Genomic DNA, 12605 nt, shown 5'->3' with positions numbered 1-12605 from the left:
ATGCCTGCACCAGCCAATTCTTACGCCAAGTCACCCGTTCGGCCCAACACCGACACGGCCCGCGACGGAATCACCCCCGTCCTCGCCGGGCGTGGACGGGTCCGGCGGCGGCGCCGGAACGGTCCGCCCGCCCCGGGTATCCGGGGCGGGCGGACCCTTGCCCGGCCCGCGTGCGACCGCGCCGGACGGATGCCAGACTGATGTCTCGGGCCGGGCAGTGCGTGGCGGAGAGTCCGGGAAGGGTCGGGAAACTCCAGCGAGCACATGGATGACGCCGGTATGTCCCCGCTGCCCCGGGCTCGGGTCGGACGTGCGGACGGCGGTGAGTTTCTGTGACAGCGAGCGACGAGCCGAACGCGGTCGCCCCCGTGCCGGGAGGGTTCGCCGGGCAGACGGTCGTGGTCGTGGGCGGCAGCTCGGGCATCGGCCTGGAGACCGCCCGGCAGGTGCGGGCGGCCGGCGGCGACGTGATCCTCACGGCCCGCGATCCGGACCGCCTGGAGCGGGCGGCGAAGGAACTGGAGCCGTTGAGCACGGCCGCGTTCGACGCCATGGACGCCGACCGTCTGGAGGGGTTCCTGCGGGACCTGCCCGGACAGGTCGACCACGTCCTGGTGACGGCGGGCAGCCCCTCGTACACGCCGCTCGCCGACCTCGACCTGACCGCCGGCGGACGGGACTTCGGGGGGCGGCTGGCGATGCTGCTCGCGGCGGGGCGGGCCTCCGGGGACAAGGTCAGGCCCGGCGGGACGCTGCTGTTCATCGGCGGCACCGGTGCCCGCCGTCCCGCCCCCGGCAGGGCCGTGGTCGGCGCGCTCACCGCGGCCCTGCCCGCGCTGGCCGCGAACCTTGCCGTGGAGATCGCCCCGGTGCGGGTGAACCTCCTCGCCGCGGGCTTCGTGGACACGCCTCTGTCCGCCTCGCTCCTGGGGGAGGAACTGGAGGCGCGTCGCGAGGAGTTGCGCAGGACGCTGCCCATCGGCCGGGTCGTCGGCCCGGCCGACATCGCCTCCCTCGCGCTGCACATCATGGCCAACGGCGCCCTCACCGGCGCCACCTTCGACATCGACGGCGGTCAGCAGCTCGTCGCGCGCTGAGCGCCCGACGTACCGGCGTACGGCCGCACGCGCCGTCGTCCGCCCCGCGCCGCCGCCCTCCGAGACGGGAGCCACACAACCATGGACATGAAACTGGAGGTCGTCGTGGTGCCGGTGTCCGACGTCGACCGGGCGAAGGACTTCTACACGGCGCTGGGCTGGCGGCTCGACGCGGACTTCGCCACGGACGATTCGCTCCGGGTGGTGCAGGTGACCCCTCCGGGCTCACCCGCGTCGGTCATCTTCGGCACGAACGTCACCGAGCAGGCTCCGGGCACGGCGCGCGGTCTGCACCTGGTGGTCGACGACATCGAGGCGGCCCACACCGAGCTGAAACGGAACGGCGCCGAACCGAGCGAGGTCTTCCACGACGCCGGGGGCGTCTTCCACCACGGCGGCACGGACGCGCGGGTGCCGGGCCCCGACCCGAAGCGCGGCAGCTACGGCTCCTTCCTGTCGTTCAGCGACCCGGACGGGAACGGCTACGTGCTCCAGGAGGTCACCACCCGGCTGCCGGGCCGTCTGGACCCCGCGACCACGGCGTACGCCTCGGCCGACGACCTGGCGGGCGCCCTGCGCCGGGCCGCCGCCGCGCACGGCGAGCACGAGGCGCGCACCGGCGCGGAGGACTCCGACTGGCCGGACTGGTACGCGCGGTACATGGTCGCGGAGCAGGCGGGGACGGAGCCGCCGGAGTGACGTGACGCGGGGTCCGGCGGTCAGGACCGTTCGTCGAGGAGCCCGGCGAAGGCCGCGGCGACGCGGGCCACGGCGGGGTCGTCGTCCCGGGACAGCCTGTTCAGCACCTCCCGTACGGCGGTCCCGGTCGCCGGCAGTTCGACCAGCGCCTGCGTCAGACGGATGCGCGTCGCGGAGTCGGCGTCCGGGGCGTCGAGTTCGCCGGTGAGGGCGGCCAGGACGCGGTCGGCGCTGTCCGGGGCCCCGGACAGCGCGCCGAGGACTTCTGCCGCGTCGACGTCGTTGACGCCGTCGACCACCATGCCGACGAGCACGGGTACGGCCGCGGTCGCGCCCCGCCGGCCCAGCGCGAGGGCGGCCGGGCGGCGGACCGCCGGGTCCGGGTCCTGGAGCGCGTCCTCCAGCGCGGCCGCCGCCGCGGGGAGCTCGGCCAGGTCGGCGAGCGCCCGCGCGGCCCGCCGCCGGACCTCGGGGTCCCCGTCGCGCACAGCGGCGGCCAGGGTCGTCACCCCGGCGTCGTCCGTTCGGGCGAGTGCCCAGCGCAGGGCGCCCGACACGACCGGGTCGGGCTCGGCCAGGACGGCCTTGGCCAGCAGCTCGGCGGGCACGGGGACGTCGTCCTGCCGGGCCAGGACGGCCTGTTGCCGGCGCGCGGCGTGGGGCGAGTCCAGGCCCTGCATGAGTTCGACGACGCGCAGGACGTCCTGCCAGCCGGCCGGCGCCGCGGCGTCGATCGCGCGGAGCCGTTCGAGCAGTTCCCGTTCCCGCTCCAGCCGCTCCTGCGTCCACCGGATGAGGTCGCCGACCAGGGCCGCCGGGGTGAAGGCCGGGTCCCGCAGCGCCTGCGCCACCTGGTGGAGCGAGAGGCCGAGGGACCGCAGGCTCTCCACGTGGAAGATCCGGCGGACGTCCTCGGCAGAGTACTCGCGGTAGCCGCCGACGGTCCGGCCGGTGGGCCGCACCAGACCGAGTGCGTCGTAGTGCCGGAGCATCCGCGCGCTGACCCCGGAGCGCCGGGCGACCTCACCGATCAGCATGGGCCGGTCTCCGGGGCCGCCGGGGCCGGGGCGGGCCGCGGGGCCCTCTCCGGGTCGAGAGCGACGATCCGCCTGGCCTCGTCCACCGCCGCGTCGAAGCCGGTCTCCGGCCGCTGCCGGAGCACCTCGGTGGCCGCGGCGTGCGTGGCCACCGCCGGGTCGGGGTCGGCGGCGGCCCCCTCCAGGGCCGTCCGGGTCACGTCCCCGAGGTCGACGAGCGCCCGGCTCAGGCTCAGCCGTACGGCCCGGTCGCCGCGGCCCAGCTGCCGGACCAGTTCACCGGCCAGGTCGGCGCGGGTCTCCTCGTCGTCCGGCGCGAGGGCGACCGTGACCCGCCAGGCGGTCCGGGCCACCTCGTCGTCCCGGTCGTGCAGCAGCGCACGCGGGATCCAGTTCCACGCGCTCCGGTCGCCGATCTTGGAGAGCGTGTGCAGGGCCTGCGCGCGGGCCTGGGCGCGGTCGGCGTCGAGTTCCCGCCGGATCCTGGCCAGGGCCGGCCCGGGCGGCAGGCGGGTCAGGGCCCAGGACAGCATGTCCCGTACGAAGAAGTCCGGTTCGACCGCGCAGCGTTCGACGAGGGCGTCCAGCAGGCCGGGGTCGGGCGCCGAACCGGCCGTCAGGGCCGCCTGGAGCCGGACCGACGGGTCCTCGGCGCCCAGGGCACCGGTCAGGCGGGCGTCGCGCGGGGTCGTGTGGGTCGGGTCGATCGGAACCACCTCCTGCACCCAGGGGACACCTTGTCACCGTGTCAAGGTCAAGGCGCACGGTCCCCGCCACGGGGGATTCCGAGCGGTGTTCCCGCCGGACCGCCTGTGCGTCGAGCGGTTCCGGCCGGCGCCGAAGGGGTTCGCGCCGGACGAGGACGCCCTGCTGGACGCCCTGAACCACGCCGGTCCCCGGGGACCGTCCGGTCGCCGCGAGGGGGTGTGCGGCGGTTGCGAGATCGTCCTCCTGGACGGCGAGCCGGAGCACCTGGACGGCATCGGCGCACCGCCCGGCGGGTCGTACGCCTGCGTCTCCCGGGGGGCTGTCGGCCACACCCACCCTCGACCCGCGACGGACGGGCCGGTGCCACACTGGAGGGCGTGACGGGGACGGACCGGCAGCTCGACCGGCGGCTGGAACAGGCCATCATCGGCCTGCTGGAGCGCCGCGCGGCCACGTCCTCGATCTGCCCGTCCGACGCCGCCCGCGCGGTGTACGACGGTGACAGCGCGGGCTGGCGCGCCCTGATGGAACCGGCCCGCCGGGCGGCGTGGCGGCTCGTGGCGGAGGGCAGGGTCGAGGTCACCCAGGGCGGCGAGCCCGTCACGGAGGCCGAGGCCCGCGGCCCCCTCCGTATCCGCCGCGCGGGCCGCTGAGGTACTCGCCCGCGCCCCTGTCCGGCGTCTGGCGGCGGGAATCTTCCCGGCACCCGATCACCTTTGGCCATGAATCGCCGTCCGGCCGTCTATCCGCGTAGACGAAGAGCCTCCACACTGAAGCCGCACTCGCACGAGCACGGCCGCCGTGCGCCGCACGGTGGTACTTCCGGCATGCCCCCACCCGGGCAACGCCCTTGCATGGAGGACAAGTTGTTCGCTGAGAGACGGCTCCGCGCGGCTCTGACCGCGCTCGCGCTGAGCGGGCTGGCCCTGACCACCCTTCAGGGAACCGCGGGGGCGGCCGCCGCCCCCGCCGCACCGGCCCCTTCCACCAAGAACTCGCCCGTCGCCTCGATCGAGGACACGACGGCGCGCGCACTCGCCCGTACCCTCGCCGAGCCCGCCTGGCGCAGGCAGGTCGCGGCGGCGGCGCTGGCCGACGAGGACGTGGACCTGCTGGCCCTGACGGCGACGTCCCGAACGGCGTCCGTGAAGGCCTTCCGGAGCACGCTCGCCGGGGCCGAGACGGATGTCGCCCGCGCGAAGGGGCTCGGCAAGGACGTGCCGTCCCTGCTGAGGGTGAGCCTCGCCGGCCGGTCGGTGAGCGCGGCCGACCTCGCCCGCACCACCCCGCTGGTCGCGTCGGCACCGGCCGAGGACGCCGAGGTCGTCGTCGCCTACGACAGCGCGGGCAGGGCGCACGAGCTGGACGCGGCCGGGGCGCCGGACCGGCCCGTGTACGTCGTCGGCGTCGACGGGCAGGCGGCGCTGGCCGCGGGCCTGAAGGTCATGGACAGGGAACTGGCCGCCCGGGGCCTGTCCCGGCCGGACGCGTCGGCCTCCGGCTCCGCCGGCGCGCCGGCCGCGGCCTCCGGCTTCTGGACGACCCGGATCACGTCGATCAGCGTGGCGGACGTCATGGAGCCCTGGTTCAAGGGCGACGCCGAGGTGTTCGGTCTCGTCACCGGCTTCGGCACGGACGGCAAGGTCCGCGTCGACACGGTCACCATGCCGTACGTCGACAGCGCGAACACGACCTACCACCCGGGCCAGATCCTGGTCAACTGGTCGAACTACAAGTACAACCTGGCCGACGCCGTCCTCATGGAGGACGACGGCGACACCAACTACTCGTCGCTGGCCAAGGCACTCGCCGCGGCCCTGCTGACGATCACGGACCAGGGCGCGTACATCCCGCTGGTCGACGCGATCGTCGACGCCATGCCCACCTCGTGGTGGACCGACGACCCGGACTACGTCGACTCCTTCTACACCCTGGCCCGCGAGACCACCGGCACCCGCGCGGGCGCCTCGGCCAACGCCCGGATGACGGTGGAGCGGTACTTCGTGTCGGAGCTCTGAGCCCCCGGACCCGGCCTCCTCGGGGGCCGGGTCACCCGGGCGGCGGTCACCCGGCGGGGACGCTCGGTCCCGACGTCACCGGCGCGGCCCGGCGCGAGGGGCGACCTGCGGGCCGCCGGTTCCGGGGCGCCGGGTTCGCATGGCCCCTGCCCCGGCCCCGTCTCACGACAGCCGGTCCAGGATGGCCTCCACCTCCGCGAGGATCGCCGCGCCGGCCGGCTCCAGTCGTGCCCGCTCGTGCAGCAGGGTCCAGGCGGCCCGCACGATCCCGGTGCGCTGGGCCAGGTAGCCGCGGATGTCGGTGGTGGGCACCTCGGGGACGCCCTTGTCGATCAGCAGGGCGGTCAGGTGGACCTCCCGGGCGAAGGAGTAGCAGCCGTGGAAGACCGCTGTCAGCGGCCGGTCGGCGTCGACGACAGGGCTGATGGCGCGGTCGTCGGGGTTGGCGCACAGGGGCATCAGGTCGATGAGGGTGCTCATCCGGTTGTGGCCGGTCTCGTGCACCATGGTCTGCGCCGCCATCAGTGCCGGGCGTGGGCTGCTGACGATCTGGCCGCGGAAGGCGTGGATGCTGTAGTTGTGCGGCCGCAGACCGGCCCACGGCATCGGCAGCAGACGCTCCACGCACACCCGGGTCTCGTCCCAGGCCTCGGGCCACACCGCGCGCAGCAGTTCCGCGGCCTCGGTGAACTCGGCGTGGAAACGCGCCACGTCGGCCCGTTCGACGGAGGGCAGCACCTCGGTCGGGGGCAGATGCCGGTCCAGCCACCGGGAGGGAGAGGGCACGATCCAGGGGCCGTCCAGGACGCGTCGCAGCGACCTCGTGTCCGGCCCGCCGTCGGAGAGGGCGACCGTGGTGGCGCCGTCGCGGGCGAGGACGGATCCGTCCCCCGCGACGGTCAGCGACCAGGTGCCGGTCCCCGAGCGGACGGCGACCGCGCGGCCCAGCCGGGGCACGGCCAGCCCGCCGTCACGGTCGGCGGGGACGCGGATCTCCGGAACGGGCACCGTGCCGGCGGACGCCGCCAGTTCGGGCAGCAGGAAGAAGGCGAGCCAGTGGGCGAGCGGGTCCTCCTGCCGACGGACGGGCAGTTCGCCCGGCTCCTGCTTGGCCACCGCGATCCACGAGCTGACGTCGGGGCCGGTGAGCAGCGCCTCCAACGCGGTGGCGGGCGCGGTGGTCAGGGCGGTCACCGTGGCCTGGTACAGCTCGCGTTCCGTCTCGCCGGAGGTCTGCGCGAAGCGCCGTAGCACCAGTTTCAGCAGGTCGCGCAGGTTCTTGCGGGCGAGCAGCGCGTTGAGCGGGGCCGCGGTGTCCGGGGTGCCGCCACCGGGCAGGACGAAGCCGTCCGCCGGGGGTGCGGGTGCCGTGGCGACGAACCCCTTCACCGCCGCCATGTCGATGTCGAGCCTGTCGACCGGTCCTCGTGCCGCGCGTGTCGCCACTTCCCGTTCCGCCTTTCTCCTGGTCCGTTCCAGTGCGCCGCTGTCGCCGAGCTCCGTGACGGCCTGGGCGAGCCGTGCCCGTCGGGCCGCGCCGGTCCCGGGTCCGACCGGCAGCGGCCGTTGCCATGTCTCCTCGTGGCGCAGTTCGGCGCCGAGGGCGCGGTGGAGGGACTGCCAGACGGTCCTGGCGTTCACCACCAGGCTGGCGCTGAGGCTGTCGCCGGACGAGACGCCCCAGTGCCGCCACAGCAGCGGGATGTACAGCACGTCGCCCGGGTGGAGGGTGAACTCCCGCGCGTCCCCGGTCATGGGGGCGTCGCCCACGCCGGGTTCGCCGAGCAGGCGCAGCCGTCGCTGCTCGGGGTCCAGCGTGGTGGGCCGGGCCAGTCGCCAGCGCTTGCTGCCTTCGAGCTGGACGGTGAAGTTGTCGCTGTTGTCGATGTGGGAGCCGATCGAGGAGCTGCCCTCGGTGAGGAACACGTCGCACCACAGGTCGTCCCAGTCGAACTTCTCCCGGGCCGCCGCGCACAGCTCGGCCACGCCGGGCAGTCCCTCGCGCAGCCCTTCGAGGAACCAGATGGAGCGGCCGTCCGTCCGGACCCCGGTGGTGGCGTCGGACAGGGCTCTGACCTCCTCGCGTCCCGGTGCCGGGGCGAGGAAGTCCGGGGCCGCGCCGCGCAGGACGACCGGCGCGCGCCTCCAGTGGATGTCGAAGAAGCCGTCGTCGAGCACGGCCAGCGGTTCCGGCCGTCGCGCCGTGGTGGGGCTCATGCTGCCGCTCCGTTCCCGAGTAGCCGGTCCTGTGCGTCGATCTGCCGCGAGAGCCAGGGCTGCCGTTCGATCCCCAGACGGTCGCCGAGTCCGGTCGCGAGCCGTGTCGCGTCGGCGTGCAGCGGATAGCGCCGGGCGAAGTCGAGGAGGGTGCGGTGCGCCTCCTCGTACGCGCCGCTTCGCAGGGTGCACAGGGCGGCGAGGAAGGCGGACTTCACCTCGATCGTGTCCGTGCGTTCCCCCGTCGCGCGCCGGAACCACTCCCCCGCCTCCGTGAAGGCCCGCCTTCCGTAGTGGGACAGGCCGATGCCGTAGGCCAGCCAGGAGGAGCGGCAGCCCGCGTGCGCCGCCTCGTGCCAGCACCGGCCGGCCTCGTCGGGGTCGCCCGCGGTGTGCAGGTGCAGCAGGCCCAGCAGGGCGGTGCCGACCGCGCCGAGCGGATCCAGTTCGGCCTCGTACCGCTCCGGCGGCAGGGGGTCCGCCGCGCCGCGCAGGGCGGTGAAGGTGGCTTGCGGCAGGGGCAGGGCGTCCCGCTCGCGCTGCCGTGTGCCGCGTCCCAGCTCCCCGGCGAGCAGCGGGGCCAGGTCGCGTCGGGACTCCGGCAGGAAGCCGCTGCGTACCGAGTACGTCATGGAGTCGACGTTGCCGAGGAGGTCGTGCCGGTCCAGCAGGCGCAGCAGTTCGTCCGGCTGGTGGTCCTGGCCGGTGCGTACGTCGGCGAACCAGTCCAGGTCGAGGTCGACCCGGCTGGCCGGGTCCTGGGGCGTGGCGCCGAAGCTGGCCGGGGTGTGGACGGCCAGGTCGAGACCGCAGACGCGGGTGTGCAGCGCGCCGTGTTCGTCGAAGCGGGTGGTGTCGAGGGCGTCGGGTTCCGCGGCGATCACGCTGAGCGCGGCGAGCAGCCGGCGCCGGGCGGCCGGGGAGTCCGCTTCCCGCGTGGCGCGGACCCAGGTCAGTCTGGACACCAGGCCGAGGGTGGCGCCGGCCGCGTAGAAGTCGTCCAGGCCGTAGCTGCCGTCGACCTCCCTGATGGGCAGTTTGCGGTTCTCGGCCTCGACGGGGTGTTCACCGGTGAGACGGGTCAGCCGCGCGGCCGCCGCGCGGGTGAGCGGTTTGAGGTCGAGGTGCCGGTCGAAGCAGACGACGGACTCCGCCCGGTAGCCCAGCCGCGTCCAGCTCGCCACGACCTCGCCGTGTTCCTCGTGCAGCGCGATCACGGGATCAGTCCCTTCCTCCGGAGGGCGTCGCGGGCGCGGCCGACGGCGTCGCCGCGTCCGCCGGTGGTCCGGGCGGCGACCCAGCCCGGCCGGGGTTCCGCCTCCCCCAGCAGGGCGGCGGTCAGGGGGGTGCTCAGCGGGCCCGCGAAGTACCGGCCGCCGCAGGCGACGAAGACGGCGGGTGCCGCGGGCGCGCGGTCCGGGTCGCGCCGCGGGCGGGTGCCGTCCGTCCAGGCGGCCCAGGAGCCCTCCCCGGTGCGGCACACATGCGGGTGGCGGATCAGATAGCCCGGTTCGGGGTGCCGGGCCAGGGTCTTGACCAGGGCGGCCAGCAGTTCCCGCTCGATCAGCGGCGCGGTGTCCGTGCGAGGTCCGGCCTTGTCGAGCAGGAAATCCCCGAACGCCTCGGTCACCGACCGGCCGCGGCTCAGCCCCAGCATGTCGACGTCGGAGCAGTGGGGGCCGCGCAGGAACTCCGCCACCGCGCGCTGTCCGGCGTTGTGCCGGTCCGGGTACAGCGCGCGCAGGCTGTCCGCGAAGTAGTCGCGCAGGGGGACGCCGCCGATGGCGCCCTGGGAGATGCCCTGGGTGAGTTCGTGCGCGACCCTGGCGAGCTGTTCGGCGTCCACCGCGCGCAGCGCGGCCGGGGCGGCCGGGTCCATGGCGGCGACGCCGTCGACGCCGCCGGTGCGCCGGGGGCTCGGGTAGGTGAGGCGCTGCTTGAACGCCCGATTCAATTCCATCAGTTGGCCGCCGCCCACCGGTCCACCGCCTTCCGCAGGCGTTCGAGGTTGGGGAGGCTCTTGGGCACCAGCACGCCGGTCCTGTCGTAGTTGGGGTCTTCGTAGGTGACCGCCTCCAGCCGGGGGCACAGCTCGAGGAGCCGTTCCGCCAGGATCAGTTGCTCGTCGAGGAGCACGCCGTGGTGGAGGTCGAGGAAGCGGTCACGGCTGATCGCCGAGCCGGAGAGGTGGAGTTCGGTGCACTGGTCGAGCGGCAGCCGGTCCAGGTCGGCGTAGAGGCCGGCGCCCCGTTCGCCGCGCCACCATCGCCAGCTGATCAGGTGCCCGACGTCCAGGGTGACGTCGGCGCCGCTGAGTTCGGCGACCCGGCGGAAGAAGTCGTAGGCGTCCATGTCGCCGACGACGACGGTGACGCCGTCGGTGAAGCCCGGGAACTCCACGCGCAGCACCGGGTCGAGTTCCCGCATCGCCTCGCGGATGGCGCCGGCGACGTGGGCGACGTTCTCCTCGACGAGGTAGGGCGGCAGCGGATAGGGCATCGGGATGCCGCCCAGGGACCACATGCCGAGGTCCTCGACGACCCACTGCCACTCGAAGTGCCGGTGCAGTTCGTTGGTGAACGCGTAGACGGGGCCGCGGTCGTACGGTTCGACGGTGCCGAGGTTGAGCATGGTCTGGTGCAGGGCGACCGGGGTGCCGGCGGGGAGCTGGTCCATCAGGCGCCGGTACGGCTCCACGTAGTGTGCGGCGTGCAGCGGCACCGGTCCGCGGGGCTGGAAGGCGAAGGCGTAGTAGGCGTAGTCGCCGCCGTGCCGGGCGAGGAAGTTGCGGACGCGTTCGTTGGGGCCCGCCTCGTCCGGGTCGAAGCCGATCGGGGCTCCCCAGGGCAGGTCCATTCCGGCGCCCAGCCCCCGGCGTGCGGGGCGGCCGGTGCGGCCGGGGCGGGGCAGGGGTTCAGCCGTGGTCACCGACATCCGCCTCCTTCAGCAGGCCCAGCAGTCTGCGGCCCTGTTCGGTACGGGCCGTCAGGCGTCGTACGGCGCCGGACGAGCGGAGGGTGACGTGCCCGGGTCCGATGCCGTACCGCATGCGCCAGCGCAGGTCGATCAGGCGTCCCTCCAGCGGGACGATCCAGGGGTGCAGGACCAGTTCGTCCATCGGCCGTGCGCCGCCGGCCTTCTTCCACCTCGGGTGTTTCTCGTCGTTCTTGCCGGGGAGCACCACGCGGACGGTCTCGCGGAGCCAGTCGGCCCGTTCCTCGCGCGAGGTGCCCTCGTAGGCGATGGCTCTGCCGTGCCGTCCGGCCAGGTAGCTGAAGCCGCTGTTGGACTGGAGCGCGTCCCCGTCGGCCAGGGTGAGGCCGACGCGGTGGCGGGGCTCGGAGGCGAGCAGCGAGGTCGGTTCGGCGATCATCATCTGGGCGGCGTCGATGCCGAGCCGGGCCGAGTTGCGGACGAGGAACTCCCGGCTCTCCCGGGCCTCCTCGGCCGTCTCGCCGGGCAGCCCGCCCATGACGCTGAGCCGCAGCACGATGCCCACCTCGTCGAGCAGTTCGACGATCCGCTCGTACAGGTCGGCCCGTACCCCTTTGTCGACGAGGTCGAGCAGCCGCTGGGAGTTGGTCTCGTAGCCGACGCTCATCAGCCGGCAGCCCGCGTCGTACATCCGCCGCACGAAGTCCCGGTCGGCGAGCAGGGGCTCCAGCCGGTTGCGGGTCGACCAGGTGAAGGTGTGCCCGCGGGCCCGCACCAGCTCGGCGGCGCCGAGGACGAGCCGCAGGTTGCAGTTCTCGTCGACGAACGCCACGAAGCGCGCGTCCGTGCGGCGCAGGCTGTGCTCCACGTGGTCGGCGAGCTGTTCCTGGGTGAGCTGCTGGTAGCGCCCGCGGCTGCGGTTGCCGTAGGAGCAGAAGGTGCAGCGGCCCCAGTAGCAGCCCACGCAGGAGATGAGCGGGAGCTGCGGCTCGGGGCTGAGGTACGACGAGAAGGGCAGGCCGTCGAAGTCGGGCGGCGGGTTGTCCGCGAGGTGGTGCTCCGGCGCGGGGGCGCCGCCGCCCCGCGCGGTGATGAATCCCGGTACGGCGTCGAGGGGGCGGTCCGCCTCGACCGCTTCGGCGAGCCGGTGCAGCACCGCTTCACCCTGGGTGGTGACGAGCGCGTCGACGTGGCGGAACGTCTCGGGCCGGGCGGCGAGTTCGGCGCCCCGCATCATCAGCTGCTGTCCGCCGAGGACGACGATCGTGCCGGGGGCGTGCTCTTTCACCAGTCTCGCCACGCGGAGGGCGGGCGCGAGCTGACTGAAGTACGCGATGGAGAGGCCGAGGACGCGGGCCGGGCGGTCGTGGAGCGCGGCGAGGGTGAGGTCGTCGTACCGTCGGGCGGCGAGGTCGTCGGCCGCCGGTTGCTGCTCGGCAAGGTGGAAGACCTCGGGCAGGCTGGTCACGGTGCGGGTCAGCGCGCTGCCCCGCAGCATGATGTCGAGGACGTTGTTGACCAGACGGAAGCCCACGTCCCAGGGCAGCGACGTCGTCTCCTTGCGGACGACGGTCCGGTGGAGCAGGTCGTGCTGCTGTTCCGCGAAGGACAGCAGGGTCTCGTCGAACTCGTCGAGTCCGCCCAGCCGGAGGCGCTCCTTCAGCGCCACGGGCTCCAGGAGCCGGTGGGTCAGCGCGATGTTGAGGTCGCTCTGGGCCGCCGCGATCCCGTGCCGGCGCAGATAGGCGACGAGCATGGGGAGGCTGAGATAGGGGAACAGGCGGGCCTCGGTCACCCCGGGGAAGACCAGATGCACCGCTGTGGGAGGTGTCCGGTGAGGCACCGCTTCTCCTCGTCGGGCCGGCGGGGTTCGGTTCGGGCGCCGAGGCCGGCGA

12 protein-coding genes are annotated in these 12605 nt (G+C 74.2%); 5 read left to right on the top strand and 7 right to left on the bottom strand.

The features are described from left to right. Positions 1-332: 332 nt before the first annotated feature. A complete protein-coding gene (locus ABZ899_RS17795; protein WP_361346582.1) occupies positions 333-1097 on the top strand; it encodes an SDR family oxidoreductase in 765 nt (254 codons plus the stop codon). 81 nt (positions 1098-1178) lie between these two features. Continuing rightward, a complete protein-coding gene (locus ABZ899_RS17790) occupies positions 1179-1796 on the top strand; it encodes a VOC family protein (protein ID WP_361346581.1) in 618 nt (205 codons plus the stop codon). 20 nt (positions 1797-1816) lie between these two features. Here the strand turns inward: ABZ899_RS17790 and ABZ899_RS17785 are convergent, their stop codons facing one another. Beyond that, positions 1817-2833: a HEAT repeat domain-containing protein gene (locus ABZ899_RS17785; protein WP_361346578.1), complete on the bottom strand. Its 1017-nt coding sequence runs from the start codon at positions 2831-2833 to the stop codon at positions 1817-1819. Then, positions 2827-3558, bottom strand: a complete 732-nt coding sequence (locus ABZ899_RS17780; protein ID WP_361346575.1) for a HEAT repeat domain-containing protein — start codon at positions 3556-3558, stop codon at positions 2827-2829. Before ABZ899_RS17780 ends, ABZ899_RS17785 begins: the two co-directional genes overlap by 7 nt. 67 nt (positions 3559-3625) lie before the next feature. Between ABZ899_RS17780 and ABZ899_RS17775 the strand changes: the two genes are divergently transcribed. The 3 genes from ABZ899_RS17775 (at position 3626) to ABZ899_RS17765 (ending at position 5559) form a co-directional block, all read left to right on the top strand. Continuing rightward, complete coding sequence (locus tag ABZ899_RS17775) at positions 3626-3922, top strand: 2Fe-2S iron-sulfur cluster binding domain-containing protein (RefSeq protein ID WP_361346572.1); 297 nt, start codon at positions 3626-3628, stop codon at positions 3920-3922. Then, complete coding sequence (locus ABZ899_RS17770; RefSeq protein WP_361346569.1) at positions 3919-4194, top strand: DUF3253 domain-containing protein; 276 nt, start codon at positions 3919-3921, stop codon at positions 4192-4194. Before ABZ899_RS17775 ends, ABZ899_RS17770 begins: the two co-directional genes overlap by 4 nt. Positions 4195-4407: 213 nt before the next feature. Continuing rightward, on the top strand, positions 4408-5559 hold the full coding sequence (locus tag ABZ899_RS17765; protein ID WP_361346566.1) for a DUF3103 family protein: 1152 nt from the start codon (positions 4408-4410) through the stop codon (positions 5557-5559). 162 nt (positions 5560-5721) lie between these two features. Here ABZ899_RS17765 and ABZ899_RS17760 read toward each other — a convergent pair whose 3' ends face one another. Genes ABZ899_RS17760 through ABZ899_RS17740 form a run of 5 tightly spaced genes read right to left on the bottom strand, consistent with a single transcriptional unit; the run spans position 5722 to position 12553 of the window. Then, positions 5722-7776, bottom strand: a complete 2055-nt coding sequence (locus ABZ899_RS17760) for a cupin domain-containing protein (RefSeq protein ID WP_361346563.1) — start codon at positions 7774-7776, stop codon at positions 5722-5724. Next, the gene (locus ABZ899_RS17755) at positions 7773-8993 is read right to left on the bottom strand and encodes a hypothetical protein (protein ID WP_361346561.1); all 1221 of its coding nucleotides are present in this window, start codon (positions 8991-8993) and stop codon (positions 7773-7775) included. The genes ABZ899_RS17760 and ABZ899_RS17755 overlap by 4 nt, the downstream gene beginning before the upstream one ends. Further along, positions 8990-9736 carry a hypothetical protein gene (locus tag ABZ899_RS17750; protein ID WP_361346558.1) on the bottom strand — a complete coding sequence of 249 codons (747 nt, stop codon included), beginning with the start codon at positions 9734-9736 and terminating at the stop codon, positions 8990-8992. Before ABZ899_RS17750 ends, ABZ899_RS17755 begins: the two co-directional genes overlap by 4 nt. Then, a complete protein-coding gene (locus ABZ899_RS17745) occupies positions 9736-10704 on the bottom strand; it encodes a DUF692 family multinuclear iron-containing protein (protein ID WP_361346555.1) in 969 nt (322 codons plus the stop codon). Before ABZ899_RS17745 ends, ABZ899_RS17750 begins: the two co-directional genes overlap by 1 nt. Then, on the bottom strand, positions 10691-12553 hold the full coding sequence (locus ABZ899_RS17740; RefSeq protein ID WP_361346552.1) for a radical SAM protein: 1863 nt from the start codon (positions 12551-12553) through the stop codon (positions 10691-10693). The genes ABZ899_RS17745 and ABZ899_RS17740 overlap by 14 nt, the downstream gene beginning before the upstream one ends. Positions 12554-12605: the final 52 nt, after the last annotated feature.

Source organism: Streptomyces sp. NPDC046859 (assembly GCF_040645135.1).
Lineage (GTDB): Bacteria > Actinomycetota > Actinomycetes > Streptomycetales > Streptomycetaceae > Streptomyces.
This window is presented reverse-complemented; position numbering and strand designations above follow the sequence as displayed.